General features: G+C 72.5%; 21 protein-coding genes and 1 tRNA gene. 21 read left to right on the plus strand and 1 reads right to left on the minus strand.

Annotation, left to right across the window (positions count from 1 at the left end; all coding sequences use genetic code 11):
* The first annotated feature begins 7 nt into the window (after window positions 1–7).
* The 13 genes from LCG91_RS03695 to mfd all read left to right on the plus strand — a co-directional run bounded on the left by LCG91_RS03695 (window position 8) and on the right by mfd (window position 16,570).
* Complete coding sequence (locus LCG91_RS03695; RefSeq protein WP_224442534.1) at window positions 8–844, plus strand: sugar phosphate isomerase/epimerase family protein; 837 nt, start codon at window positions 8–10, stop codon at window positions 842–844.
* Window positions 841–2,043: a Gfo/Idh/MocA family protein gene (locus LCG91_RS03700; RefSeq protein WP_224442535.1), complete on the plus strand. Its 1,203-nt coding sequence runs from the start codon at window positions 841–843 to the stop codon at window positions 2,041–2,043. The genes LCG91_RS03695 and LCG91_RS03700 overlap by 4 nt, the downstream gene beginning before the upstream one ends.
* Window positions 2,040–2,912 (plus strand): sugar phosphate isomerase/epimerase family protein, encoded by an 873-nt coding sequence (locus LCG91_RS03705; protein WP_224442536.1) that lies wholly within the window; start codon window positions 2,040–2,042, stop codon window positions 2,910–2,912. The genes LCG91_RS03700 and LCG91_RS03705 overlap by 4 nt, the downstream gene beginning before the upstream one ends.
* Window positions 2,909–4,189 carry a mannitol dehydrogenase family protein gene (locus LCG91_RS03710; protein WP_224442537.1) on the plus strand — a complete coding sequence of 427 codons (1,281 nt, stop codon included), beginning with the start codon at window positions 2,909–2,911 and terminating at the stop codon, window positions 4,187–4,189. The genes LCG91_RS03705 and LCG91_RS03710 overlap by 4 nt, the downstream gene beginning before the upstream one ends.
* Window positions 4,186–5,541 carry a D-mannonate dehydratase ManD gene (gene manD / locus LCG91_RS03715; protein WP_224442538.1) on the plus strand — a complete coding sequence of 452 codons (1,356 nt, stop codon included), beginning with the start codon at window positions 4,186–4,188 and terminating at the stop codon, window positions 5,539–5,541. The genes LCG91_RS03710 and manD overlap by 4 nt, the downstream gene beginning before the upstream one ends.
* A 196-nt stretch (window positions 5,542–5,737) precedes the next feature.
* Entirely contained in the window at window positions 5,738–6,640 is a 903-nt protein-coding gene (locus LCG91_RS03720; protein WP_224442539.1) for a hypothetical protein, read from the plus strand.
* A gap of 81 nt (window positions 6,641–6,721) precedes the next feature.
* On the plus strand, window positions 6,722–7,924 hold the full coding sequence (locus LCG91_RS03725; RefSeq protein ID WP_224442540.1) for a sensor histidine kinase: 1,203 nt from the start codon (window positions 6,722–6,724) through the stop codon (window positions 7,922–7,924).
* Window positions 7,921–8,577, plus strand: a complete 657-nt coding sequence (locus LCG91_RS03730) for a response regulator transcription factor (RefSeq protein ID WP_224442541.1) — start codon at window positions 7,921–7,923, stop codon at window positions 8,575–8,577. Before LCG91_RS03725 ends, LCG91_RS03730 begins: the two co-directional genes overlap by 4 nt.
* Before the next feature lie 10 nt (window positions 8,578–8,587).
* Window positions 8,588–9,547: a hypothetical protein gene (locus tag LCG91_RS03735; protein ID WP_224442542.1), complete on the plus strand. Its 960-nt coding sequence runs from the start codon at window positions 8,588–8,590 to the stop codon at window positions 9,545–9,547.
* Window positions 9,548–9,884: 337 nt separating this feature from the next.
* Window positions 9,885–10,517, plus strand: coding sequence for a 50S ribosomal protein L25/general stress protein Ctc (locus LCG91_RS03740; protein ID WP_058730120.1), 633 nt, complete (start codon window positions 9,885–9,887; stop codon window positions 10,515–10,517).
* A 32-nt stretch (window positions 10,518–10,549) separates the two neighbouring features.
* Window positions 10,550–11,134: an aminoacyl-tRNA hydrolase gene (pth, locus tag LCG91_RS03745; protein ID WP_058730119.1), complete on the plus strand. Its 585-nt coding sequence runs from the start codon at window positions 10,550–10,552 to the stop codon at window positions 11,132–11,134.
* A 178-nt stretch (window positions 11,135–11,312) separates the two neighbouring features.
* On the plus strand, window positions 11,313–12,896 hold the full coding sequence (locus LCG91_RS03750; RefSeq protein ID WP_224442543.1) for a PT domain-containing protein: 1,584 nt from the start codon (window positions 11,313–11,315) through the stop codon (window positions 12,894–12,896).
* A 62-nt stretch (window positions 12,897–12,958) separates the two neighbouring features.
* A complete protein-coding gene (gene mfd / locus LCG91_RS03755) occupies window positions 12,959–16,570 on the plus strand; it encodes a transcription-repair coupling factor (RefSeq protein ID WP_224442544.1) in 3,612 nt (1,203 codons plus the stop codon).
* A 256-nt stretch (window positions 16,571–16,826) separates the two neighbouring features.
* Here mfd and nhaA read toward each other — a convergent pair whose 3' ends face one another.
* Window positions 16,827–18,005, minus strand: a complete 1,179-nt coding sequence (gene nhaA, locus LCG91_RS03760; protein WP_224442545.1) for a Na+/H+ antiporter NhaA — start codon at window positions 18,003–18,005, stop codon at window positions 16,827–16,829.
* A 103-nt stretch (window positions 18,006–18,108) separates the two neighbouring features.
* Here nhaA and LCG91_RS03765 point away from each other — a divergent pair, with 103 nt between their 5' ends.
* The 8 genes from LCG91_RS03765 to LCG91_RS03800 all read left to right on the plus strand — a co-directional run bounded on the left by LCG91_RS03765 (window position 18,109) and on the right by LCG91_RS03800 (window position 26,337).
* On the plus strand, window positions 18,109–18,795 hold the full coding sequence (locus tag LCG91_RS03765; RefSeq protein WP_224442546.1) for a MazG family protein: 687 nt from the start codon (window positions 18,109–18,111) through the stop codon (window positions 18,793–18,795).
* A gap of 278 nt (window positions 18,796–19,073) precedes the next feature.
* Window positions 19,074–20,318, plus strand: a complete 1,245-nt coding sequence (gene hisS / locus LCG91_RS03770; RefSeq protein ID WP_224442547.1) for a histidine--tRNA ligase — start codon at window positions 19,074–19,076, stop codon at window positions 20,316–20,318.
* A 98-nt stretch (window positions 20,319–20,416) separates the two neighbouring features.
* Window positions 20,417–21,700: a phosphopyruvate hydratase gene (gene eno / locus LCG91_RS03775; RefSeq protein WP_058728084.1), complete on the plus strand. Its 1,284-nt coding sequence runs from the start codon at window positions 20,417–20,419 to the stop codon at window positions 21,698–21,700.
* A 386-nt stretch (window positions 21,701–22,086) separates the two neighbouring features.
* Window positions 22,087–22,644 (plus strand): FtsB family cell division protein, encoded by a 558-nt coding sequence (locus LCG91_RS03780; protein ID WP_058728085.1) that lies wholly within the window; start codon window positions 22,087–22,089, stop codon window positions 22,642–22,644.
* Window positions 22,645–22,679: 35 nt separating this feature from the next.
* Window positions 22,680–23,228, plus strand: a complete 549-nt coding sequence (locus LCG91_RS03785) for a DUF501 domain-containing protein (RefSeq protein ID WP_224442548.1) — start codon at window positions 22,680–22,682, stop codon at window positions 23,226–23,228.
* 47 nt (window positions 23,229–23,275) lie between these two features.
* Complete coding sequence (locus LCG91_RS03790) at window positions 23,276–24,751, plus strand: NAD(P)/FAD-dependent oxidoreductase (protein WP_058728086.1); 1,476 nt, start codon at window positions 23,276–23,278, stop codon at window positions 24,749–24,751.
* Between the two features lie 79 nt (window positions 24,752–24,830).
* Window positions 24,831–24,904 (plus strand) — tRNA-Leu (locus LCG91_RS03795).
* Between the two features lie 104 nt (window positions 24,905–25,008).
* Entirely contained in the window at window positions 25,009–26,337 is a 1,329-nt protein-coding gene (locus tag LCG91_RS03800; RefSeq protein ID WP_224442549.1) for a threonine/serine exporter family protein, read from the plus strand.
* Window positions 26,338–26,520: the final 183 nt, after the last annotated feature.

A 26,520-nucleotide genomic window follows, 5' to 3' on the forward strand; every position in this document is an offset into this window, starting at 1 on the left:
GAACACGATGACCCAGCCAACGTGGGAGCTCTCCGGCTTCGGCGACGAGATCGACGCCGACCCGGTCGTCCAGGTCGCGGTGCTGCAGGCGCTCGGCGCCAGCGCGATCGAGGTGCGGAGCGCGTGGGGGACGAACGTCGTCGACCTCGACGACGACCAGCTCGCCGGGCTGCACCGCCTGTTCGAGGAGCGCGGACAGACCGTCTCCGCGATCGCCTCGCCGATCGGCAAGGTCGTCGTCGACCGGCCCGTCGAGCACGAGGTCGAACGGCTCGGTCGCGCGATCGCGGCCGCGCACGCCCTCGGCACGACGAACATCCGGATCTTCTCGTTCTACTTCGACGGCCGCACCGCGGACGAGGTGCGCGACGACGTCATGGTCCGGATGCGGGCGCTCGCCGACCTCGCCGAGCGCGAGGGCGTCACCCTGCTGCACGAGAACGAGAAGGACATCTACGGCGACGTGCCCGAGCGTGTGCTCGACATCGTCGAGAGCGTCGGGTCGAGCGCGCTCCGGCTCGCCTGGGACAACGCGAACTACGTGCAGTGCGGCGTCCGACCGTTCACCGACGGTTGGGCGCAGCTCGCACCGTACGTCGACTACCTGCAGGTCAAGGACGCCCTCGCCGCGGACGCCTCGGTGGTCCCGGCGGGGGAGGGCGACGGGGAACTCCTCGAGACCCTCACCGCGCTCCGCGATGCCGGGTACTCCGGCTACGCCTCCCTCGAACCACACCTGAGCGACGTCACCTCCCTCGGCGGGTTCTCCGGCCCCGCGGCGTTCGGCCGTGCCGGACGAGCCCTCCGCTCCCTCACCGACCAGATCGGAGTCACCCTGCGATGAGCACCCCACTGAAGTTGGCGGTCGTCGGCGCCGGCGTCATCGGACGCCACCACGCCCGCGTCGCGCTGCAGCACCCGGACCTGCGGGTCGTCGCCCTCGTCGACGCCGTCCCGGCGGCCGCCACCGGCGCCGCCGACGAGCTCGAGGCCGCGGGCGCCGACCGCCCGATCACCACCGCGACCATCGAGGACGCCATCGCGCAGACCGACATCGACGTCGTCGCGATCTGCTCACCCTCCGGCATGCACGTCCAGCTGGCCGAGGCGGCGCTCGCCGCCGGCAAGCACGTCGTCATCGAGAAGCCGCTCGACACCACGATGCCCCGGGCCCGCCAGATCGCGGCGCTCGCCGCGGACGCCCGATCGCGTGGGCTCGTCACGAGCGTGATCAGCCAGCACCGTTTCGACCCGGCGTCGGTCGCCGTCGCGGGAGCCGCGCACGGCGGCGACTTCGGCACGGTGACGTCCGGCGTCGCCAGCGTCGCCTGGTACCGATCGCAGGGCTACTACGACTCGGGTGACTGGCGCGGCACCTGGGTGCTCGACGGCGGCGGCGCGGTGATGAACCAGGGCGTGCACACCGTCGACCTGCTCGTCTGGGCACTCGGTCGTCCGGAGGAGATCTCGGCGCAGGTCGGGCTCCTGGCGCACGACCGCATCGAGGTCGAGGACACCGCGGTCGCCACCGTCCGGTTCCGGAACGGCGCCCTCGGGGTGATCCACTGCACGACCGCGGCGTACCCGGGACTCTCGGCGCGCTACGCCGTGTACGGCACCCACGGCTCGGCGATCGTCGACGACGACCGGCTCGCGTACTTCCACGTCGCACCGGACGCCACGACGCTGGAGTCGGCGTCGACCACGGCCAACGCCACCGCAGTCGCCGACGCCGTCGACCAGAAGCACGACGTCGTCCCGCCGGAGCACGTCGTCGGCGGCCCGGCGGAGCCCGACCACTTCGCCGCGGGACACGCCCGCCAGTACACCGACGTCGTCGCCGCGATCCGCGAAGGCCGCGACCCGGGCGTCACGGTCGACGACGCCCTCGTGTCCCTCGCCACCGTCCGCGGCCTCTACGTCAGCGCGACGCTCGGCCGGCCGGTCCGGATCGACGACGTCATCGAGGGGGAGTACGACGACGTCGAACCGGCTGTCGCTGCCCCGTCCACCGCCGCCGTCACCGAAGGGGTCACCCGATGAAGTTCTCCGTGTTCACCGCGTCCACACCCGACTGGACCCCGTCGCAGGCGGCGTCCATGCTGGCCGAGCAGGGCTGGGACGGCATCGAGTGGCGCATCGTCGACGACCGTACCGAGGACGGCTCGTCCGGCTTCTGGGCCGGCAACCGGTCGACCTGGCAGTACACCGGCATCGCGACCCGGGTCGGCGAGATCGCCCGCACCACCGAGGCGGCCGGTCTCGAGTACTCCGGCATCGGCGGGTACCAGCCGGTGTCCGACCACGAGGGGGTCGAGACCATGCTCCGCGTGACGAGCGAGTTGGACGCCCGCCAGGTGCGCGTCACCATGCCCTGGTACCGGCGCGAGCGCGAGCGGACGGGAGCCACCTACGGTGAGCTCTTCGACCGCACGCGCGCCGACCTCGAGTGGGCCGCCGGACGTGCGGCCGACCTCGGCGTCAAGGCACTCGTCGAGCTGCACCACATGACGATCACCCCGTCGGCGTCCGCCGCACGCCGGCTCGTGGACGGCCTCGACCCCGAGCACGTCGGCGTCATCCACGACCTCGGCAACCTCGTGATCGAGGGGCAGGAGGACCACCTGGCCGCGTTCGAACTCCTCGGCCCCTACCTCGCCCACGCGCACGTCAAGAACGCCCGCTGGGTCGACACCGGCGAGACCCGCGCCGACGGCAGCCGGATCTGGCGGAACGAGTGGGCACCGCTCCGTGACGGTCAGGCATCGGTGTCCGAGTACCTCGACGCCCTACGGCAGCACGGGTACGACGGCTGGGTCACCATCGAGGACTTCTCCACCGACCTGCCGCTCGCCGAGCGCACCGCCGACAACCTCGCCTACCTGCGCTCGCTGGTCCCGGTGACGGCATGAGCCGTCGTCCCGGGATCGTGCACCTCGGCATCGGGGCGTTCGCGCGCGCCCACCTCGCCTGGTACACCCACCGCGTCGACGGCGAGACCTGGGGCATCACGGCCTTCACCGGTCGGTCGCCGTCGGCGGCCGAGGCCCTGTCGGCGCAGGACTGCCGGTACACGCTCGTGACCCGCGCGGCCGACGGCGACACCGCCGAGGTGGTCGACACGATCGTGGCGGCCCGCCCCGGCAGTGACGACACGGCCTGGAGGCACCTGGTCGCGTCCCCGGAGACGACCGTCGTCACGCTGACGGTCACCGAGGCCGGCTACCGCGCCGACTCGGCCGTCCCGGCCCGGCTCGTCGACGGGCTCGCCGCCCGACGGGCCGCCGGCGGCGGCCGGATCGCCCTGGTGTCGCTCGACAACCTGACGCACAACGGCGCGGTCCTGCGCGACGCCGTGCTCGAGGCGACGGACGACCCGGCGCTCCGGTCGTGGATCGCGTCGACGGTCGCGTTCCCGTCGTCGATGGTCGACCGGATCACCCCCGCCACCACGGACGCCGACGTCGAGGAGCTCGCCGCCCTGCCCGGTGCCCTGGCGGGGGATCGCATCCCCGTCGTCACCGAGCCCTTCGCCGAGTGGGTGCTCGAGGACGCCTTCGACGGCATCGACCGTCCCGCGTGGGAGACCGCCGGCGTCCGACTGGTGCCCGACGTCACCCCGTACGAGCAGCGGAAGCTCTGGCTGCTCAACGGCTCGCACTCGCTCCTGGCCTACCTCGGGCTGCTCCTCGGCCACGAGACCGTCGCCGCAGCGATGGACGACCCCCGGAGCCGGAGCGCCGTCGAGCAGCTCTGGGACGAGGCCGCCGCCGAGCTCCCGCTGCCCGACGACGAGGTCGCCGCCGCCCGGGCCGCACTCGTCGAGCGGTTCGCGAACCCGCGCATCCGGCACACCCTGCGCCAGATCGCGTCCGGCGGCTCGCAGAAGCTGCCCGTCCGCGTCGTCGACGTCCTGCGTCGGCGACTCGAGCGCGACCCGGGTGCCGGCGTCGGTCCGGGAGCAGCGACCCTGCTCGCCGCCTGGTGGCTGCACTGCACCACGCAGCCGGAGCTGGTGGACGACGCCGGAGCGCCCGGGCCAGACTCGGACGTGCACGACGTCCTGGGGGTCGTCGCGCCCGACCTCGACAGCACCCCCGTGGTGGCCGCCGTCACCGCGGCCGCCGATCGCATCCGCACCGCCGCGGGATCCGAACGCGGCACCGTCGACGAAGGAGTCCACGCATGACCGACACCGACACCACGAACCCGGCAGCGCCCGTCCCCGGGGCGGCCGACGGCGGCGCCGCGACGGACCCGACCGCCGGCCGTCCGGACACCTGGGCGTCGGCGGACCGCGGGCAGCTCATCGACCGGGCCGAGGTCGTCGTGACGAGCCCGGACCGGAACTTCGTGACCCTGAAGATCACCACCGTCGACGGCGTCACTGGCCTCGGCGACGCCACGCTCAACGGCCGCGAGCTCGCCGTCGCCGCGTACCTGTCCGAGCACGTCGTGCCGCTGCTCGCAGGGCGGGATGCCAGCCGCATCGAGGATGCCTGGCAGTTCCTCTACCGCTCGTCGTACTGGCGCCGGGGGCCGGTGACCATGGCCGCGATCGCCGCCGTCGACATGGCGCTGTGGGACATCAAGGCCAAGGTCGCCGGGATGCCGCTCTACCAGCTGCTCGGTGGGGCGTCGCGCACCGGACTGATGGCGTACGGGCACGCCTCCGGCAAGGAGTTGCCCGAGCTGTTCGACTCGATCCGCGAGCACCAGGCCGAGGGGTACCGGTCGATCCGCGTGCAGACCGGTGTGCCCGGGCTCGAGAGCATCTACGGCATCGCGTCGAACAAGACGACCGAGGGCAACGCCGGCGTCCGGTACGACTTCGAGCCGGCGCAGCGCGGGGCGTTCCCGGCGATGGAGGACTGGGACACCCGGGCCTACCTGCGGCACGTGCCCACCGTGTTCGAGGCCGTCCGCAACGAGTTCGGCCCGGAGCTGCCGCTGCTGCACGACGGCCACCACCGGATGACCCCGCTGCAGGCCGCGAAGCTCGGCAAGAGCCTGGAACCGTACGACCTGTTCTGGCTCGAGGACTGCACCCCCGCCGAGAACCAGGAGGCGCTCAAGCTCGTCCGGCAGCACACCACGACGCCGCTCGCGATCGGTGAGGTATTCAACACGATCTGGGACTTCAAGGACATCATCCGCGACCAGCTCATCGACTACGTGCGCGGCGCCGTGACCCACATGGGCGGCGTCACCCCGCTGCGCAAGACGATGGACTACGCGGCGATGTACCAGATCAAGTCCGGGTTCCACGGGCCGACCGACATCTCGCCCGTCGGCCTCGCGGCGCAGATGCACCTGGGCATGGCGATCCACAACTTCGGCATCCAGGAGTACATGCAGCACGGACCCCGGACGAACCAGGTGTTCCGGCAGACCTTCACCTTCACGGACGGCTACCTGCACCCGGGCGACGAGCCGGGCCTCGGCGTGACGCTCGACCTCGACGAGGCGGGGAAGTACCCGTACGAGCAGGCGTACCTGCCGTTCAACCGCCTGGCCGACGGCACCGTCCACGACTGGTAGTCCCGGCCCCCAGCCCCGGTCCCGGCCCCGGCCCCGGCCCGGCCCGGCCCGGCCCAGCGCCGAGCGGGCGACATCTGTCACGGTCGCGCACGACCGTGACGGATGTTGCCCGCTCGGCGGACGACGCGCGGCGTGTCGTGCCCGGTCGCGTTCGAGCCAGCGAGAGCGGGGATGCGCCGGCGGGCATGCTGGGACCGTGGAGTTCGCGGACGAGGCGAGGGAACTGCTCATCGTCGCGCCCACGAACTTCGTGCGGGAACGGACTGCGCGGCAGCGGTCGGTCCGCAAGGACGACCGCGCCCTCGCGACCCGGATCGGCGGCCTGCGCAAGCCCGCGCCCGCAGCCTGGGTGATCGACCTGCTCGCGCACGACGGGTCGGTCGACGAGGCGGTCGAGCTCGGACCGGCGATCCGCCGGGCCCAGGCGGACGCGGACCCGGACGAGATCAAGCGGCTCCGCCGCCAGCGCTCGGAGGTCGTCGCAGCGCTGGCCCAGGCCGGCGCTGATCTGGCGTCCGATGCCGGGCATCCGGTGACGCCAGCGGTGCTCGACCAGGTCCGCGCCACGATCGAGGCCGCCATGGCCGACCAGCACGCCGGTGCCGCCGTCCGGTCGGGGCTGCTCGTCCGACCGCTCGAGAGCGCGGGGTTCGACGCCGTCGACCTCGACGGAGCGCTGGCCGACCCCGATGCCGTGCCGGACGCGTGGTCCGGCACCGACGCAGAACCCATCCCGATCACCAGCGCGCGCCGATCGCGGAAGGGGCGCCGTGCCTCCAGGCCGGAGCCGGAGCCGGAGACGGAGCCGGAGCAGGAGCCCGAGCCTCGCGTCGACCCGGCTGCCGAGCGCCGTGCCGCGCGTGACGCGGAGGCCGCAGCGCGCGCCGAGTCACGCGATGCCGACGCGGCACTGGACGCCGCGGAGCAGGACCTCGAGGCCGCCGAGGGCCGCCGAGCCGACCTCGAACGGCAGCTCGCCGAGGCCAGCGCCGAGGTCGAACGTGCCGAACGCGCGCGCGACCAGGCAGAGGAGGCGAGCGACCGCGCGCGGGACCTCCTGCGCGCCGCACAGCACCACCGCCGCGACGTCGGTCGCTGACGTCCGCAGTGCTCATCCCCTCGGATGAAAGCCGACGCTGACGCTCGCAGCCGCGTCAGCGCTCGCCCTACGCTCGCCGACATGACCTCCTTCGTGCGACGCCGAGCCCGGCACCTGCTGCCCCCCGTCGTCGGCGCCGTGTACCTGGTGCTCTGGATCGTCGCCGAGGCCGGACGCTCCGACCTGACCGGCCACGTGCTCGTCGTCGCCGCGTTCGCCGTCGCGATCGGCCTGGCGGAGTGGATGCCGGCGACGGCGCTCGGCCTCGTGGTGGTCGTGCCGGTCCTGCAGGCACTGCACCTGCTCGACCGGCCGCGGGCCACGACGTGGCCGGAGTACCTGGCGATCGCGATCGTCGTCGCCGTGGTCGGCGCCGGTCGCTCGGGGCTGCTCCGCTGGCTCGCCGTCCCCGTGCTCGGTGTCGCGAGCGTCGCCGCCGCCTGGGCGATGGCGGTGCCGACGGTCGCCGACCCCGACGTGTGGGGGAGCTGGACCGGGACGCACTCCGGGACGCGCAGCGACCTCGTGCTCCTGTCGCTGGCGATCGCCGGTGCGAGCGGGATCGCATGGGCCGTCGGTGTCGCGATCGGCGCAGCCTGGCGCACCACCCTCGCCCGGACCCGCGTCGTCGCAGCCGAACGGGAGACCGAGGTCACGACCGCCGAACTCCGGGCGGAGCAGGAACGCGCCCGGATCGCCCGCGACGTGCACGACTCGCTCGCACACTCGCTCGCGGTGGTCGTCTCGCAGGCCCAGGGCGCCGCGGCGATCGCCGGCCCCGGTGCACCCGCTGCCACGACCCTGCGCGACATCGCCGACGTGAGCCGGAGCGCCCTCGGCGACGTGCGCGCGCTGGTCGAGCGGATCCAGGGCACCGGACCGGCGGCGGTGCACGGCCTCACGGACGTCCCGGACCTGGTGGAGGACATGTGCGAGCTCGGCATGCAGGCGTCGTTCGAGCAGCACGGCGAACCGACGACCGTCGGCACGGCGACCGGGGGCGCGGTGCACCGCATCGTGCAGGAGAGCCTGACGAACGTCCTGAAGCACCAGGGTCGGACGGCCTCGGCCCTGGTCGTGCTCGACTGGCGCGGACCCGGGCTCGGCATCGTGGTCACCTCGCGGGGCGACGAACCCCTGGTGCACCTCGACGGCGCGGGTTCGGGCATCGAGGGCATGCGGGAGCGCGCGCGGCTCGCCGGAGGGTGGCTCCGCGCCGGTCGGGGTGACGACCCCGACGAGTTCGTCGTGACCGGCTGGGTACCCACCGAGGACGCCCGGTGACCACGATCCGCGTCGCCGTGGTCGACGACCAGCACCTCTTCGCCTCCGGCATGCGGATGCTCGTCGAGGCCCAGGACGACATGACCTGCGTCGGCACGGCAGCCGACGGTGTCGCAGCGCTCGAACTCTGCAGCGACGAGGAACCCGACGTCCTGCTCCTGGACCTCCGCATGCCCGTGCTGAACGGCATCGAGACCACCGCACGCCTGGCCGATCGTGGCGGCGACCGACCGCGGGTCGTGGTCCTGACCACGATCCGTCGTGACGAGGCCGTGCTCGCCGCCCTGCGAGCCGGCGCTGCTGCGTTCCTGACGAAGGACGCGCTGCCCGAGGTCGTGCTCGCCACGATCCGCGACGTGCACGAGGGCCGCCCGGCGCCGACCGAGACCGAGGCCCTCGAGCTGCTCCGCGCCGACGGGACGCTCGTCGAGACCCCGCGCCCGGACGAGGTGCTCGACGTCCTCACCGCCCGCGAGCGCGAGGTGTTCCTGCTCGTCGCGAAGGGCCTCAGCAACCAGGAGATCGCCGCGACCGTCTTCCTCAGTGAGGCCACGGTCAAGACGCACGTCCGCGCCGTGCTGACGAAGCTCGGACTCCGGAACCGGATCCAGGTCGTCATCACGGCACACGAACGCGGCCTCGTCCGCGCCTAGGGGGAACAACATGCGCATCACCCAGCGCGCCGCGAAGTCCGGCGCCTTCGTCCTCGTCCTCGCGGGCCTCGGGGGAGCGGTCCTGCACAGCCTTCCGGAGCCCGCCGACCACGCGGTCCGGCCGACCGTTGAGCGGGACACCGACACGTGGTCGATGCCGCTCGACGGGTACGTGCAGCCACCGGCCGACGAGACGTCCTACGCCGAGGAGCTCGTCGCGGGACCGTGCCTCGAACGGCTCGGCATCGACGGGACTCCGCCGTGGGCGACCGTGTCGGGACTGCAGGCCGTGAGCGAGGCGGACGACCCGGCGGTCCGTGGCAACACCGCACCGGCGCTCGCGACGACGAAGCCGCTGCTGCCCGCCCTGGTCGAACGCCGCGGCTACCACGCGAGTTCGACCATCGGCGCGAACGTCGCGGCGCGGCGGTCGTGGGCCGGCTCGCCCGACCGCGCGGCGGCGATCGCGGCAGCACCCGGGAAGGCCGTCGACGCCTGCTGGCGTCGTGCTCGCGAGGCGCTCGGGACGGACGGTCGCCGTGTCGAGCAGGCCACCGAGGTCGCCGAGCGGCTCACCTTCCTCGCCGCCGTCGACGCCCGGCGAGACCCCTCGGTCACGGCGACGACGGGCGCGTGGCACCGATGCATGGGCACCGCCGGTCTGGTCGACCTGCCCGCTGCGCCGAGCGACCTGCCGTCGCAGTCGATGCTGATGGACCACGGCCTGAGCTTCCGCGAGGGCGAGGTCACGAAGGCCGAGATCGCCCTCGCCGAGCAGGACCTGTCCTGCCAGGAGACGTCCGGGTACCGTGCGGCGCTCTACGACGCGCAGTGGTCCCGGCTCCTCCACGTGACCGCCACCGACGCCGCCGCGCTGGCCGCGGCCCGCCCCGACCAGCTCGCCGTCGCCGAGCGCGTCGCGACGACGATCGAGCAGCTGGCTCCGGAGGCACCCGAGGGCGTCGACTGACGCGCCTCGCCGACAGACCCGCGGTCGTGGGCAGGTGGTCCTGGGGGGACCGGCCCGCGACCGCGAGCAGGGACGGACGGGAGGCACGTGGCGGTACCGCCACGGGCCTCCCCCTCCGACGTGGGTCGCTGGGGCCGGTGCGACACGCCCGACGTCCCCTGCTAGACTCACAAACCGACTTCGGCGAGGGCCGCGCTGCGCGCGGCCGTGATCGACGCGGTAGGGAGACCCGGCCCAGTCCTGGGAGCGTTCCTCACGCGTGCACGCGTTCGAGTTGCAACACCACAGACCCCCCGATGCCGGCACCCCGGCGTCGACCCCGACACCAGGAGGCACCATGGCCGACTACACCAAGCTCGCAGCGGAGACCCGCACCAAGTTCGGCAAGGGCGCTGCGCGCAAGCTCCGCGCCGCCGACAAGATCCCCGCGGTCGTCTACGGCCACGGCACCGAGCCGCAGCACATCACCCTCCCGGGTCACGAGACCATGCTGCTCGTCCGTACCGCGAACGCGGTCGTCGACCTCGACATCGAGGGTGCGGCGCAGCTCGCCCTCGTCAAGGACGTCCAGCGCGACCCGGTGCGCCAGATCATCGAGCACATCGACCTCGTCGTCGTGCGCCGTGGCGAGAAGGTCACCGTCGACGTCCCCGTCGTCGTCGAGGGCGAGTCCTTCTCCGGCACGATCCACGTCCAGGACCTCGCTTCGGTCTCGCTCCTCGTCGAGGCGACCGACATCCCGGAGCACGTGACCGTCGACGTCGAGGGCCTCGAGGACGGCGCTCAGGTCCTGGCGTCGCAGCTGCAGCTGCCGTCGGGCGCCGAGCTCGAGACCGACGCCGAGGCGCTCGTCGTCCAGATCGTCACCCCGCGTGGCACGGCTGACGACGACGCTGCCGACGAGGCCGCTGCCGAGGCTGGCGCCGAGGCTGGTGCCGAGGGCGGCTCCGCCCCGGTCGACTCCGAGTAACACCCCGCTCGCGGATCGTCTGGCCGACGCTGATGACAGGAACGACCCTCGTCGTGGTCGGGCTCGGGAACCCCGGGCCCGGCTACGCGGGGAACCGTCACAACGTCGGCCAGATGGTCCTCGACGAACTCGCTGCCCGCATGGGAGCGACGTTCAAGAAGCACAAGACGCCGAACCAGGTCGCCGAGGGGCGCCTGGTGCCCGGCGGACCGAAGCTGGTCCTGGCGAAGCCGGGATCCTTCATGAACACCTCCGGTGGCCCGGTCTCAAGCGTGCTCGGGTTCTACAGCGCGACCCCGGAGGACCTGATCGTCGTGCACGACGAGCTCGACCTGCCGTACGACACCGTCCGCCTCAAGGGCAGCGGCGGGCACGGCGGCCACAACGGGCTCCGCGACATCATCAAGGCGACCGGCACGAACGAGTTCACCCGGGTGCGGATCGGCATCGGCCGACCCCCTGGACGCCAGGACCCCGCCGACTACGTGCTCCGTGACTTCTCGCCGACCGAGAAGAAGACACTGCCGAACCTGCTCGCCGACGGCGCCGACGCCGTCGAGGCGATCGCGGAGCTCGGCCTCCTCGCCGCGCAGCAGCGCGTGCACGCCCCGTCCTGACCCGTCGAGCACGTCGCGCGGGCGCTCCGCACCCCCCTCTCGGCCTGGAGGCGCGCCCCGCGTCCGCCTCGTCGCTGTCCGGAAGGCGTCCGGTCCCCGAACTGGGGGACTCTCACGTACCCCGGTGATCGGTACGTTCGCCACGGGGGACCATCCCCGACGACGAGGGGGGACGACCGTGGGACGAGCAGCGCACCGAGCACGACGGACGGGCGGGCTCCGGACGGTGGTCGCCGTCGTCCCGGCCGCGATCGTGGTGATCGCCGTGGGCATCGGGTCGCTCCTCACGCAGGACGGTGCCGTCGCGGCGACGGAGACCTGGACGCCGTCGGCCGCCGAGTCCTCCGCGCCTCCGGTCGCCTCGACCTTCGGCGCGCCGAACGACGTCCACCACGAGGCCGACGGTGCGCTGCTCGTGGCCGACTTCTCGGCGAACGGGCTGCTGCGGCGGGCGGTCGACGGCCGGTGGAGCGTGGTCGCACCGTTCGGTACCGGGCCGGGCGACATGTGGAACCCGTCGGCGGTGACCACCACCAGCGACGGCCGGATCCTCGTGGCCGAGGCGGGCCGCCCGTCCGTCACCGTCCTCGACGCGGACGGCACCGTCCTCTCGCGGACCGCTCCGCCGACACGACGTGCGGTGTCGGAGCTCGCCGTCGCCGGTTCGACCGTCTGGGCCGCGGTCCCCGGCAGCGGCGCCTTGTTCACGACCGAGCTCGGGAGCGGGTCCTGGACGGCGGTGTCCGGTCCGTGGACGGACCCGAGCGGTGTCGCGCTGTCCGACGACGGCGGGACGCTCACGGTGTCCGACGCCGGCGCCGACCAGGTGTGGCAGGTCGACCGCTCCTCGGGCGCGGTGACATCGCTCGGGTTCCCGGGCGATGCGCAGACCCGGCCCCGGGGAGTCGCCGTCGACGACGGTGACGTCTTCGTGGTGGACAACGGGGGCGGAGCGGTCTGGGCGCTGGCCGGAGGTGCGTGGACGCAAGCCTTCTCGAGCGCACCGGACGGCTCGCCGCTGGTGAACCCGACGGCGGTGTCGGTCGGGCCCGGACGGAGCCTCGTCGTGGCGGACTACAACCGGCAGCGCGTCGTGACGGCCGCGTCGTCGGGTCGCGCCGTGGTGGTCCCCGGCCCCACGCCGACGACCGCGGAGCCGACGGTCGGACCGACGGCCGAGCCGACGAGCGCACCGACGTCCGAGCCGACCGTCGAGCCGACGTCCGAGCCGACGAGCGAGCCGACGGCTGAGCCGACGGACGGACCGACGGCGGAGCCGACGAGCGCGCCCACGAGCATGCCGACGGCTGAGCCGACGAGGGACCCGACGAGCATGCCGACGAGCGACCCGACGGCCGGACCGACGAGCGGACCGACTGCTGAGCCGACGATCGTGGCGACGAGCGGACCGACGGCCGGACCGACGAGCGGACCGACGGCTGAGCCGACGAGCGCGCCGACGGGTCTGCCGGTGCCCGAGTCGACGATGGAGCCGACGGCTGCGCCGACGACGGCCCCGGGACCGGAGGCGACCCCCTCGATGACGGCGGCGGTACCCGGTGACGACACCGCGCCTCCCGGCCGACCGCTGACCGACGCACCGGTGACCGACGCACCGCTGTCCGACGCTCCGGCCGAGGGGCAGCAGGGGTCCCTCGCCTGGACCGGCACCGGCCCGGTCCTGCCCGCGGTCGTCACCGCCGCGGCCCTCGTCGCGGGCGGTCTGCTCCTCGGCCGTCACGCGCGTCGTCGCCGGAGCTGACCCGTGTTCGCCGCCCGCGCACGCCGGGGCGGGTGTCGGACGCCGCCGGTACCATCGTCTGAGTGACGATCTCGGGCATCATCCCTGCGCTCTCGCGCGCCTCCGCGTTCGATCGCGTCCTCCGCGCTGCCGGGCGTGACGCGGACTTCTCCGTCGTCGACGGCCTGCGCGTCCCGCTGCTCGGTGCCCTGCTCGCCGAGCGCAACGGTCCCCAGTGCCTCTTCGTCGTCACCGCCACCGGGCGCGAGGCCGAGGCGGTCCGCGGTGCCTTCACCTGCACCGTCCCCGACGCCGAGGTGCTCGAGTTCCCCGCGTGGGAGACCCTGCCGCACGAGCGTCTGAGCCCGAGTGCCCAGACGGTCGGCACCCGCATCGCGACGCTCCGGAAGCTCGCGGCGTGGCAGGACGCCGACGCGGCCGACCGCCGCACGACCGTCGTCGTGGCGAGCGTCCGCGCCGCGCTGCAGCCGATCGCGGGGAACCTGACCTCGCTCGCGCCGGTCGCACTGGTCACCGGCTCGCGCGGCAACGACCTCGCGGCGATCGCGTCGCAGCTCGTCGACCTGGCGTACGCCCGGGTCGACCTCGTCACCCGCCGCGGCGAGTTCGCGGTGCGCGGTGGCATCCTCGACGTCTTCCCGCCGGGGGCCGACCACCCGGTGCGCGTCGACTTCTTCGGCGACGAGATCGAGGCGATCAAGGCCTTCTCGGTCGCCGACCAGCGCACCACCGACGACGACCTCGGCTCGGTCGAGCTGACGGCCTCGCGCGAACTCCTGCTGAGCGACGACGTGCGGCAGCGTGCGCGCGAGATGCTGCACGAGTTCCCGAACCTGTCGCAGATGCTCGCGAAGATCGCCGAGGGCATCCCGGTCGAGGGCATGGAGTCCCTCGCGCCGGCCCTCGTGCAGGACCTCGTCCCGATCACGAGCTACCTGCCCGAGGCCGCGACGATCGCCGTGCTCTCCCCGGAGCGGGTCGCCGGCCGCGCGCACAGCCTGGCCGAGACGAACACCGAGTTCCTGCAGGCGGCCTGGAGCGCTGCGGTCGCCGGGGCACAGGCGCCGATCGACCTCGACGCCGGCAACTTCCTCACCGTGCAGCAGCTGAAGAACGGTCGTGGGCAGCGCACCTGGTGGACCGTCACGCCGTTCGACTCCGGACTCGACGAGGGCGACCGCGAGCGCGTCCTCACCGACGCCGAGGCGGCCGCCGAGGCCGGCGAGTACATCCGCGTCCGGGCCGAGTCGATCCCGAGCTTCACGGGCAGCGCCGACGGCGCCGTGGCGCACGTCGGGCAGCTCGTGGCCGACGGCTGGGCCGTGGTCGTCACCGCGCAGGGCAAGGGCCTCGTCGAGCGCGCGGTCCAGGTCCTCGCCGACGCGGGGGTCGCCGCTCGGGCCGACGACCTCACCGCCCCGCCGGAGCCGGGGATGACGATCGTCACGACCGCCACCGTCGAGGCCGGCTTCGCGATCGCCGACCCGCGGATCGCCGTCCTGAGCGAGGCCGAGTTCTACGGCCGCAGCGTGCAGCAGGGCGCACGCACCGTGAAGAAGCTCGCCGGGCGCCGCAAGAACGTCGTCGACCCGCTGCAGCTCAAGCCGGGCGACGTCGTCGTGCACAACACCCACGGCATCGGCAAGTTCGTCGAGCTCGTCTCGCGCGAGGTCAGCTCCGGCGGTCGCAACGCCGTGAAGACGCAGCGCGAGTACCTCGTGCTCGAGTACGCCCCGTCGAAGCGGAACTACCCGGGCGACAAGCTCTTCGTGCCCACCGACCAGCTCGACCAGCTGTCCCGCTACGTCGGCGGCGAGAACCCGACGCTGTCGAAGATGGGCGGCTCGGACTGGTCCGCGGCGAAGTCGAAGGCCCGCAAGGCCGTCCGCGACATCGCCGTCGACCTGGTGAAGCTGTACTCGGCGCGCATGGCGTCGAAGGGGCACGCGTTCGGCCCGGACACCCCGTGGCAGCGTGAGCTGGAAGAGGCCTTCCCGTTCGCGGAGACCGCCGACCAGCTCACCACCATCGACGAGATCAAGCGCGACATGGAGAGCCCGATCCCGATGGACCGGCTGCTCTCCGGCGACGTCGGCTACGGCAAGACCGAGGTGGCGATCCGCGCGGCGTTCAAGGCCGTCCAGGACGGCAAGCAGGTCGCCGTGCTCGTCCCGACGACACTGCTCGTGCGCCAGCACATGGAGACGTTCCAGGAGCGCTTCGCCGGCTTCCCCGTGCACCTGCGCGCCCTGAGCCGGTTCCAGACCGAGAAGGAGTCGAAGGAGACCATCGCCGGCCTCGCCGACGGCACGGTCGACATCGTCATCGGGACGCACCGCATCCTGTCGCAGAACATCCAGTTCAAGGACGTCGGGCTCGTCATCATCGACGAGGAGCAGCGCTTCGGCGTCGAGCACAAGGACCAGCTCAAGAAGCTCAAGACGAACGTCGACGTCCTGGCGATGTCCGCGACGCCGATCCCGCGCTCCCTCGAGATGGCGGTCACGGGCATCCGCGAGATGTCCACGCTCGCGACCCCGCCGGAGGACCGCCACCCGATCCTGACGTTCGTCGGGCCGCAGTCCGACCTGCAGGTCGCCGCCGCGATCCGGCGTGAGCTCCTGCGCGAGGGCCAGGTGTTCTACGTGCACAACCGCGTGAAGGACATCCAGTCGGTGGCGTCGCACCTCGCCGAGATCGTGCCCGAGGCCCGGATCCAGGTCGCGCACGGGCAGATGTCCGAGGGCACCCTCGAGCAGGTCATGGTCGACTTCTGGGAGCGCAAGTTCGACGTGCTCGTCTCGACGACCATCGTCGAGACCGGCCTCGACATCGCGAACGCGAACACGCTCATCATCGACAAGGCCGACAAGTACGGACTGTCGCAGCTCCACCAGCTGCGCGGCCGTGTCGGTCGTGGTCGGGAGCGCGGGTACGCGTACTTCCTCTACGACGCCGACAAGCCGCTCTCCGAGACCGCGCAGGACCGCCTCGAGACCATCGCCGCGAACAACGAGCTCGGCGCCGGCATGCAGGTCGCGATGAAGGACCTCGAGATCCGCGGCGCCGGCAACCTGCTCGGTGGCGAGCAGTCCGGCCACATCGCCGGTGTCGGGTTCGACCTGTACCTGCGCATGATCGGCGAGGCCGTGTCCCAGTTCCGCGGTGACGTGGCCGAGGGGCAGACGGAGCTCCGGCTCGAGATCCCGGTCGACGCGCACATCCCGGAGGACTACGTCGAGTCCGAGCGGCTCCGACTCGAGGCGTACCAGAAGCTCTCGGCGGCCTCGGCCCCGGCGGCGCAGCCCGAGGCGATCGACATGGTGCTCGACGAGCTGACCGACCGCTACGGCCAGCCCCCGCAGCCGGTGCTCACCCTGGTCGAGGTCTCGCGCCTCCGCCGCATGGCCCAGCAGGTCGGTCTGTCCGACGTCGTCGTGATGGGCTCGAACCTGCGGATCGCGGGCAAGGAGCTCGCCGACTCGGCCCAGGTCCGGCTGAAGCGCATGTTCCCCGGCGCGCGCTGGTTCCCCCAGCAGGATGCCGCGAGCATCCCGCTGCCGAAGCCGCACGGCGAGACGCTGCCCGACGACGGGCTCATCCAGTGGGTGGAGAGCATCCTGACGGCGGTCTACGGGGCCTCGAAGGCGCCTGCGGAGACGCCCGCGGGCTGACGCGCGACCACGTGACTGTCTGGAGGCGCGGTGTCGGCTGGCACCGCGCCTCCCGTCGGTCCGGTGGTGCGGTTCCGTCCGCGTCGCTACGGAACGACGGATCCGCTGTCGTCCGACATCGCACCGGTCGTCCAACAGGTGCGATGTCGCTCGATGCGTGCGCAACAGATGTAGGCGCACGGAGCGACATCGCACACGTCGATCGACGCGTGCAATGACGCAGTCGCGCGGAACGGCAGCGCCGTCGCGTCGCGCGCTACTCGGTCGCCTCGGCCTCGGAGAGCTCGCGCCGCGCACGGTAGCGACGCGCGCGCAGGCTGACGACGACGGCCGAGGCCACGATCGCGATGCCCGAGCCGACGAGCACGGCGAGGACGCCCTCGTCGAGGATCTCCTCGTTCCGAGCGAACGCCAGCTCGTTCATGAGCAGTGAGACGGTGAAGCCGATCCCGCCGAGCACCCCGACGGTCACGATCGACCAGAACGACAGCGTCGAACGGCCCGGTGCACGGAAGACGCGCGTCGCGACGGCGCCGAAGAGCGTGATGCCGATCACCTTGCCCACCGGCAGCGCGAGCACGACGGCCCAGAACGTGGGGGAGAGCTCGCCGATGCCGACGGCCGGGATCACGACCGCGGCCGACGCGAACGCGAACACCGGCAGGACGATCGCGTTCGACCACGGCTCGACGTCCTCGTGCAGCGTGTGCCCCGGACGGCGGGGCAGCACGAGACCGAGCGCGACGCCGGCGATGGTGGCGTGCACGCCCGAGTGGTACACGAGCCACCACGTGACGAGCCCGACCAGCACCATCGCGGCGATGATCCACGCCTGACCGGTCCGACCGGGGCGCAGCAGACGACCGAGCACGGCGAAGACCGCGAGCGCGACGACGGCGCCGGCGAGTGCGACGAAGTCCGTGCTGTGCGCGAAGACGACGGCGATGATGACGATCGCGATGAGGTCGTCGAGCACCGCGAGCGCGAGGAGGAACACGCGGATCGTCGAGGGCAGCCCCCGGCCGAACATCGCGAGGACGCCGAGTGCGAACGCGATGTCGGTCGCCGTCGGGATGGGCCAGCCGTGCTGGTACGGCGTGCCGGAGGTGACGAGGAGGAAGATCCCGGCCGGCACGAGCACACCGCCGACGGCCGCGATCGCCGGGATGACCGCGGTCCTCGGGTTCGAGAGCTCGCCGTCGAGGAGCTCCTGCTTCAGCTCGATCGCGACGAGCAGGAAGAAGACCGCGAGCAGCCCGTCGCTGATCCAGTGCGACACCGACAGGTCGAGGCCGATCGCTCCCCACGGCGTGTGCGCGTCGAGGGCTCGTTCGAGGCCGGGCCCGAGCGGCGAGTTCGCCACGAGCAGGCCGAGCACGGCGGCGGTCAGGAGCGCGACGGCGCTGAAGCGGGGGGAGCGGACGAGTGCCGACATGGATCTCCGACGGTGTGCGGGTACGGGCGGGTGACCGTCGACCAGACTTCCCGACACACCACGTGCCATCGTACCGGAGTGCCCTGCGTGCGAGCATGGCGCCATGACCGCCGTCACGGACCTCGTCGAAGTCGTCGACCGCCTGCTCGCACCCGAGGGCGGCTGCGTGTGGAACCGCGCGCAGACCCATGCCTCGCTCGCCCGGTACGCCGTCGAGGAGTCGTACGAGCTCGTCGACGCGATCGACTCCGGGGACGACGACGAACTGCGCGAGGAACTCGGCGACGTGCTCTACCAGGTCGTCCTGCACGCGGGTCTCGCTGCGACGGAGGGACGCTTCGACCTCGAGGACGTCGCCGCCGGTGCCCGGGACAAGATGGTCCGTCGGCACCCCCACGTGTTCGGAGCGGAGCGGGCGGACACCGAGGCGGAGGTCGTCCGCGTGTGGCGGGCGGCGAAGGCAGCGGAGAAGGCGGCGCGGACGAGCGTGGTCGACGGGGTCCCGCGGGCGATGCCGCCGCTGGAGCGTGCCGTGAAGCTGCTCGAACGCCTGGAGGAGCGTGGGGACGCCGCGACGGTCGTCGCCGCCGTCGTGCGCGCACCGGAGCAGGCGAGCGCGGGCGCGGACGGATCGGCGGGTGCGAGCGGGTCGGGACACGAGGTCGACGAACGGTGGGGTGGGGGGATGCTCGCCGAGGTCGCGGCGGCGCGGGAGGCGGGCGTCGACGTCGTGGCGAGCCTGCGGGCTGCGGTGACCCGGCTGGAGACCGAGGCGCGCGTCGGGGAGTGAGTCGTGCCTCCTATCCGGACCGGATCGGGCAGACGAGTGAGAGAGCGGGCACCCTCCCAACCCGAAAAAGGAGGGTGCCCGCGAGCGGGTGCGACGCACCAGGGAAGTTGCGTCGACAGGGACACCCGCTCGAACCGCGGGGCGCCGTTGCAGCACACCGTCCCCGCGAACGATCTGGTGATCGGATCAGGAGACCACCAGACCGAGGTTCTGAATGTAGAGTATCAGTCGGCCACAGCGCGTGCAAGCGCCGCCGCCCGCTCTGGCAGGATTGGCGCATGGCAACGACCGTGACGGCTCCCCGTGGCATGCGTGACTTCCTCCCGGCGGAGAAGGCCCGTCGCGAGCACGTCCTCGGGGTCGTCCGCGACGTCTACGCGCGACACGGGTTCGACGAGATCGAGACCCCCGTCGTCGAGGACGCCGCACGGCTGCACTCGGGCCTGGGTGGCGACAACGAGAAGCTCGCGTTCGCGGTGATGCGCCGCGGGCTCACGACCGAGGACCTGCAGCAGGCGGGTGCACCGCTCGACCTCGCGGACCTCGGGCTCCGCTTCGACCTGACCGTCCCGCTCGCCCGCTTCTACGCCTCGCACCGTGCCGAGCTGCCGTCGGTGTTCCGCGCCGTGCAGATCGCACCGGTCTGGCGTGCCGAGCGTCCGCAGAAGGGGCGTTACCGGCAGTTCGTCCAGTGCGACATCGACATCCTCGGCGAGCCGGGGCAGCTCGCGGAGATCGAGCTCATCCGCGCGACCACCGCAGCGCTCGACGCGCTCGGCATCGCGGACACCACGATCCGCATCAACGACCGGCGGATCCTGCTGGCGCTGCTCGCCTCGTGGGGGATCACCGACCCCGGCTCTGCGGACCGGGCCCTGATCACGGTCGACAAGCTCGACAAGATCGGTGCCGACGGCGTGGCCGCCGAGCTCCGGTCGACGATCGGTGCCGACCTGCCCGGCCTCGAGGACACCATCCGCGCGCTCGAGGCAGCGGGCTGGGACTCGGTCGAGGGCGCGGCGTGGCTCGACGCCGAGGCCTTCGCCGACCTGCTCCGGCTGCGCGAGGCCCTTCCCGGCGTCGACCTGCGCTTCGACCCGACGCTCGTGCGCGGCATGGGCTACTACACCGGGACGATCTTCGAGGTCGCTCACCCGGACTTCGGGTACAGCCTGGGCGGCGGCGGTCGCTACGACGGCATGATCGGACGCTTCCTCGGGCAGGACGTCCCCGCGGTCGGGTTCTCGCTCGGGTTCGAGCGGCTCGTCGACCTCGTCACGCTGCCCGAGTCGGCGGAGTCCGACGCGGTCGTGCTCCTGTACGACAAGGACGTCGACCCGATCCGTCTCGCGGCGCTCAAGTCCGAGGCCCTCAGGTCGCACCGCCGCGTGCGCCTCGAGCGCCGGCCGAAGAACACCAAGAACCTGCTCGCCGGGCTCGCCGAGCAGGGCTTCGCGGCCTTCGCCAGCGTGCGCGCCGACACCGAGACCCTGGAAGGTGTCGAGTTCCGCCCGCTGGCGTGAACTCCTCCACACCCGACGTCATCCGCGGCGAGGCGTCCACCGCGCCTCGGTAGGATCGACCCGCTGTCCACCACAACCGAACTCGTAGGGAGTACCCCGTGGCCCAGATCGATGCCGTAGGCGCACGCGAAGTCCTCGATTCCCGAGGCAACCCGACGGTCGAGGTCGAGGTCCTCCTCGACGACGGCGTGGTCTCGCGCGCGCTCGTCCCGTCCGGTGCCTCCACCGGTGCGTTCGAGGCGTACGAGCTCCGCGACGGCGACGCGAACCGCTACGGCGGCAAGGGCGTCCTCAAGGCCGTCGACGCCGTCCTCGACGAGATCGGCCCGGCGCTCGAGGGCTTCGACGCCACCGACCAGCGCCTCGTCGACGCCGCGCTCATCGAGCTCGACGGCACCGAGAACAAGTCCCGCCTGGGTGCCAACGCGATCCTCGGCGCGTCCCTCGCCGTCGCCCGCGCCGCAGCCGACTCGGCCGACCTGCCGCTGTTCCGCTACCTCGGTGGCCCGAACGCGCACACGCTGCCCGTCCCGCTCATGAACGTCGTCAACGGTGGCGCGCACGCCGACACCAACGTCGACATCCAGGAGTTCTTCCTGGTGCCCTACGGCGCCGAGAGCTTCTCCGAGGCCCTGCGCTGGGGCGTCGAGACCTACCACGCCCTCAAGGGGGAGCTGAAGAAGCAGGGCCTGGCGACCGGCCTGGGCGACGAGGGCGGCTTCGCCCCCGAGCTCGCCTCGAACCGCGCGGCGCTCGACTTCCTGCTCGCCGCGATCGAGAAGGCCGGCTTCACCCCCGGCAAGGACATCGCACTCGGCCTCGACGTCGCCGCGACCGAGTTCTTCCACGACGGAAAGTACGCGTTCGAGGGCAAGCAGCTCTCGAGCGAGGAGTTCACCGGGTACTTCTCGGACCTCGTCGCGAACTACCCGCTCGTCACCATCGAGGACGCCCTGGCCGAGGACGACTGGGAGGGTTGGAAGCACCTCACCGCCGAGCTCGGCTCGAAGCTCCAGCTCGTCGGCGACGACCTGTACGTCACGAACCCGAAGCGTCTCCAGCGGGGCATCGACGAGCAGGCCGGCAACTCGATCCTGGTCAAGGTGAACCAGATCGGCACGCTGACCGAGACCCTCGACGCCGTCTCCCTGGCACACCGCCACGGCATGACCGCGATCCTGTCGCACCGCTCGGGTGAGACCGAGGACACCACCATCGCCGACATCGCGGTGGCCGTCGACGGTGGTCAGATCAAGACCGGCGCCCCGGCTCGTTCGGACCGCGTCGCGAAGTACAACCAGCTGCTCCGCATCGAGGAGGAACTGGGCGACGCCGCCGTCTACGCCGGCCGCACCGCGTTCCCCCGCGCCGCCGCGCTCTAGGTCGCACGCCGCACGGCCCGAGACGCCGTCCTCCTTTTCGGGAGGACGGCGTCTCGCCGTTCCCGGGCGCTGCCCCCGCTGGCGGCGGGTCCGGTTCCGGGTCACTGCCGCCGGCCCGGGTTCCGGTCGCACGACCTGCCGCTCGACTCCGGAGCCGACGGCATGTCGTGCGACCAGGACGTCAGCGGGCGGCGAGTCCTGCGACGGGAACCGCGCCTGGACGGCGAACACGGGGCCGGGGCGGGCGTGCGGCCGGACCGAGCGTCGGACGGGAGGCGCGTGGCGGCCGTGCGCCGCGCCTCCCGTCCGCTGGGAGGGTACCGAGCGACGCGTGCCGGCCCGCGTGCCGGGCCACGCGACCGACGCCGGCCGGTTATCGTCGAGCCGTGCCCAGCCAGAAGCCCCGCGTCCGCCGCATCCCCGTGGCCGTGCCGGAGTCCGGCGCGCACGAGCAGCCCTGGTACCGGTCGATCCGGTTCTCGGGGTTCAGCCTGCTCATGCTGGCCATCATCGTGCTGTTCGTCGTCGTGCTCGCTCCCTCGCTGCGCACACTGATCCAGCAGCAGGAGCAGATCGCGCAGCAGCAGCGCGAGGTGGCGGCGCAGAAGGCGGACGTCAGCCAGAAGAAGCAGGACGTCGCACGGTGGGACGACCCGGCCTACATCGAGGCGCAGGCCCGTGACCGGCTGCTCTACGTGTACCCGGGCGAGGAGAGCTACCTCGTGATGGGCGCCGAGCAGGCGAAGGGGTCCGACCGTGCCGAGACGGACTCCGGCAGCCCGGTCAGCTCGACCGTGCAGACGCCGAAGGTCGACTGGGTGCAGGCGATGCTCTCCAGCGTGCTGCAGTCCGGCCTGACGGAGAAGACCACCGAGCAGCTCGTCGCTCCCGACGTCTCGGGCACCGGGGACCCGACCGGCGCCGCCACCGCCGACACGAAGTAGGCCCGCGGGCGGGACTCGGGTAGGCTCACGTGCCCGTGACGACCCCTCCCTTCGACCCGCCGTCCGACCGCGACATCCAGGTCGTCTCGGCGCAGCTCGGGCGACCGGCCCGCGACGTCGTCGGGATCGCGGCACGGTGCGTGTGCGGCAACCCCACCGTCGTGTCGACGAAGCCCCGGCTCGCGAACGGCACCCCGTTCCCGACGTTCTACTACCTGTGCCACCCCGCCGCCACCGCGGCCGTGAGCACGCTCGAGGCGAACCACGTCATGCCCGAGCTCGCCGCCCTGCTCGAGGACGAGACCGTCGAGGCGCAGTACCGCGCGGCCCACGAGTCCTACCTGGCGGACCGCGAGTCGATCGAGCACGTCGACGAGATCGACGGCATCAGCGCCGGTGGCATGCCCACCCGTGTGAAGTGCCTGCACGCCCTCGTCGGCCACGCCCTCGCTGCCGGACCCGGCGTCAACCCCATCGGCGACCTCGCGCTCGAGCGCGTGGACTGGTCGCCCTCCCGGTGTGAGTGCCGGGCGTATGATGGCATCGCAGACGCTGGAGTCGGGGCGGGTGGCGGCGAAGTCTGACCAGCCTCCCGGCAAGCAACCACCCCACTCCAAGGAGATCATCCCCCGTGCCCAAGATCCTCGTCGTCGGCGGCGGCTACGCCGGTTTCTACACCGCCTGGAAGCTCGAGAAGCACCTGCGTCAGGGTGAAGCCGAGGTCACCATGGTGGACCCGCTCCCGTACATGACGTACCAGCCGTTCCTGCCCGAGGTCGCCGCCGGTTCGATCGAGCCGCGTCACGCGATCGTCTCGCACCGTCGTCACCTGAAGAAGACGCGCGTCGTCACGGCGAAGGTCACGAAGGTCGACCACGCCACGAAGACCGCGACGATCACCCCGGCCGAGGGCGAGGCGTGGGAGGAGTCCTACGACCAGATCGTGATGACCGCCGGTGCCGTCTCGCGCACCTTCCCGATCCCGGGTGTCGCGGACGAGGCCATCGGCCTGAAGACCATCGAGGAGGCCGCGGCGATCCGCGACAAGATCCTCACGAACTTCCACAAGGCGGCGAACCTGCCGGCCGGTCCCGAGCGTGACCGCCTGCTCACCGTCGTCGTGGTCGGCGGTGGCTTCGCCGGCATCGAGGTCTTCGCCGAGCTCCGCTCCTTCGCGTCCGACCTGCTGAAGAGCTTCCCGCAGCTGTCCTTCGACGACACGCACTTCCACCTGGTCGAGGCGATGGGCCGCATCATGCCCGAGGTGTCGCTCGAGACCTCGCACTGGGTGCTCGAGAACCTCGCGTCCCGCGGTGCCACGGTGCACCTCGAGACCCAGCTGGCCTCGGCCGAGGGCGGCGTCTGCCAGCTCAAGGCCAAGGACGAGTCGATCCAGACGATCGAGTCCGACCTCATCATCTGGACCGCCGGCGTCATGGCGAACCCGATGGTCAAGGGCACCGACTTCCCGCTCGAGCAGCGCGGTCGCATCCGGGTGCAGCCCGACCTCCGCGTGGTCGACGACAACGGCGTGATCGCCGACGCGTGGGCCTGCGGTGACGTCGCGGCGGTCCCGGACCTGACCGGCGGCGGTGTCGGCGGCTTCTGCGTGCCGAACGCCCAGCACGCCGTGCGCCAGGCGAAGCAGCTCGCGAAGAACCTGGTCGCGGTGATCCGCGGCGAGGCGACGAACGACTACAAGCACGAGAACCTCGGCGCCGTCGCGGGCCTCGGTCTCGGTACCGGTGTGTTCCAGTCCGGCAAGTTCGCGATGAAGGGCTTCCTGGCCTGGGGCGCGCACCGTGGCTACCACGGTCTCGCGATGCCGTCGTGGGAGCGCAAGTGGCGCGTCATCGGCGACTGGGTGGGCGGCTTCTTCCTGGGCCGTGACATCGCGTCGCTCGACGACCGCGAGACCCCGCGTGCCGCGTTCGAGGCCTTCGCGTCGCGGCCGAAGCCCGCTGCTGCCGAGGAGCCGAAGGCCGTCGCAGCCCCGGCTCCGGAGGAGGGCAAGCCCGCCGACGCCGCCGGCCCGGCGTACGCCACCCCGGCGGAGGACGTCTCGAAGGACGCTGCGCCGGTCGCAGCTCCGGCCGACGCCAAGTAGCACCGGCACCAGACGACCGACGGCCGTCGCCCTCGCGTGGGGCGGCGGCCGTCGTCGCGTCGGTAGGCTGTTGCGGCCCGCCCCCGTGGCCCAATCGGTAGAGGCATGCGACTTAAAATCGCCGAGTTGTGGGTTCGAGTCCCACCGGGGGTACCGACGGCGGCGCGGTCGTTCTCCCAGAGCGACAGTGTTCGCCCGACAGTCGGGGGCGAACTGTCGCTTTCGCGGAGCCCTCGCGTGGCCCCTACGATCGTCCCGTGGTCGGACTCGGAAGCGCCCTCGCGAACCTGCGCAACGCCCTCAACCGACCCGAGGCGCACGTCGAGGTCGTCGACGGCGAGACGGTCCCCACGGGCATGCTGCTCGGCACCCTCGGGGCGCTGCTGCTCGACGCCGGCAGCTCCGTGACCGACGTCCGCTCCGCACTCGAGAAGGCCCGCGACGCCGCTGGGGTCGGCCGCACGCTCGCCGTGGGGGTCCTGCCCGCGCTCGTCATGGTCAGCGAGGTCGCCACCGGCGCCGCCACGATCGTGAACGCCGAGGGCGTCGAGCTCTCCTCCCGGCAGGCAGCACGCGCGAACCGCCTGGTGCTCGGCCTGGAGCGCGGGTCGATCGCCCTCGCCGAGATCCCCGCCCGTGTGCGCGCCATCCGATCGGGCACCGTCCCGCCGCCGGCGCTGCCCTGGATCGCCGGCAACGCCCTGACCTCGGTCGGACTGGCGGTCGTGTTCCGCTGCCCGTGGTGGGCGATCGTGCTCGCGCTCGTCGTCGGCGCCCTGGTCGGTGGGCTCAGCCTGCTGCTCCGTCGCTTCCGTGAGGCCGTCGCGATCATCCCGTTCCTCGCCGCCTTCATGTCGACGAGCGTCGTCGGCCTCGTCGCCGCCGGGACCGGGTTCGACCACGTGCCGCTGTTCGCCGTCTGTGCACCCGTGGCGGTGTTCGTGCCCGGCGCGCTCATCACCAACGCGCTGCTCGAGCTCACCGCTGCCGACATCGTGACCGGTGCCTCGCGGCTCGTGCAGGGACTCATCACGCTCGGGTTCATGGCAGCGGGCATCGCCGCGGGCAGCGCGCTGACCGGGCTGCGGGTGGACCCGTCGTCCGCGGCGCTCGTCGGCGAGGTCGCCGGCGTCGGCACCCTCCGCGGCGGGTGGGAGGCCGTGCCGTCCTACTGGGTGTCCTGGGTCGCGGTGGTCGGTCTGGCCGTCGGCCTCGGGCTGGTGTTCCGCTCCGGTTGGCGGCTCACTCTGGTGTCCGTCGCCGTCATGACGAGCGCCTACGCGGTCGTCAGCGGCACCACGCCCGTCTGGGGGAGCGTCGTCGCCACGGGCGCTGCGGCCGCACTGCTGTTCGTCGCGACGCGCCTGCTCGAGCGCCTCGTGCCGGTGATCCCGGCGACGGTGTCGTTCTTCCCCGCGTTCCTGCTCCTCGTGCCGGGCACCGTGGGGCTCGTCGCGGTCACCACCTTCGACCCGGTCGCCCTCGGCACCCCGCTCGCGACGTTCGTCAGCCTCTGCATCGGCACGAAGATCGGCGGGCTGCTGCCCGGGTTGTTCCGGCGGAACGCCCCGCACCACGCGGCCTGAGCCGGTCCGGCGGCCGGCGGCCGGTGCCTGACGGCGTGCGGTCGGGAGGTGCGTGACGGCCGGTCGTGCGCGCCGTCTCGGGGATGCGCGGGCCGGGAGGCGCGTGGCGGGTCCGGTGACGTGCCTCCCGTCCGGTACGCGTGAGCCGGGAGGTGCGTGGCGGGTCCGGTGACGTGCCCTCGT

This window comes from Curtobacterium sp. TXMA1 (assembly GCF_020162095.1).
In the GTDB taxonomy this organism is placed as follows: Bacteria; Actinomycetota; Actinomycetes; order Actinomycetales; family Microbacteriaceae; genus Curtobacterium.

Bases quoted from the DNA above. Each gene is read 5' to 3' on its own strand.
- LCG91_RS03695 (WP_224442534.1), top strand. From the start codon at position 8: ATGACCCAGCCAACGTGGGAGCTCTCCGGCTTCGGCGACGAGATCGAC.
- LCG91_RS03710 (WP_224442537.1), top strand. From the start codon at position 2,909: ATGAGCCGTCGTCCCGGGATCGTGCACCTCGGCATCGGGGCGTTCGCG.
- LCG91_RS03705 (WP_224442536.1), top strand. From the start codon at position 2,040: ATGAAGTTCTCCGTGTTCACCGCGTCCACACCCGACTGGACCCCGTCG.
- nhaA (WP_224442545.1), bottom strand. From the start codon at position 18,005: ATGTCGGCACTCGTCCGCTCCCCCCGCTTCAGCGCCGTCGCGCTCCTG.
- manD (WP_224442538.1), top strand. From the start codon at position 4,186: ATGACCGACACCGACACCACGAACCCGGCAGCGCCCGTCCCCGGGGCG.
- pth (WP_058730119.1), top strand. From the start codon at position 10,550: ATGACAGGAACGACCCTCGTCGTGGTCGGGCTCGGGAACCCCGGGCCC.
- LCG91_RS03725 (WP_224442540.1), top strand. From the start codon at position 6,722: ATGACCTCCTTCGTGCGACGCCGAGCCCGGCACCTGCTGCCCCCCGTC.
- hisS (WP_224442547.1), top strand. From the start codon at position 19,074: ATGGCAACGACCGTGACGGCTCCCCGTGGCATGCGTGACTTCCTCCCG.
- LCG91_RS03735 (WP_224442542.1), top strand. From the start codon at position 8,588: ATGCGCATCACCCAGCGCGCCGCGAAGTCCGGCGCCTTCGTCCTCGTC.
- LCG91_RS03740 (WP_058730120.1), top strand. From the start codon at position 9,885: ATGGCCGACTACACCAAGCTCGCAGCGGAGACCCGCACCAAGTTCGGC.
- LCG91_RS03700 (WP_224442535.1), top strand. From the start codon at position 841: ATGAGCACCCCACTGAAGTTGGCGGTCGTCGGCGCCGGCGTCATCGGA.
- LCG91_RS03765 (WP_224442546.1), top strand. From the start codon at position 18,109: ATGACCGCCGTCACGGACCTCGTCGAAGTCGTCGACCGCCTGCTCGCA.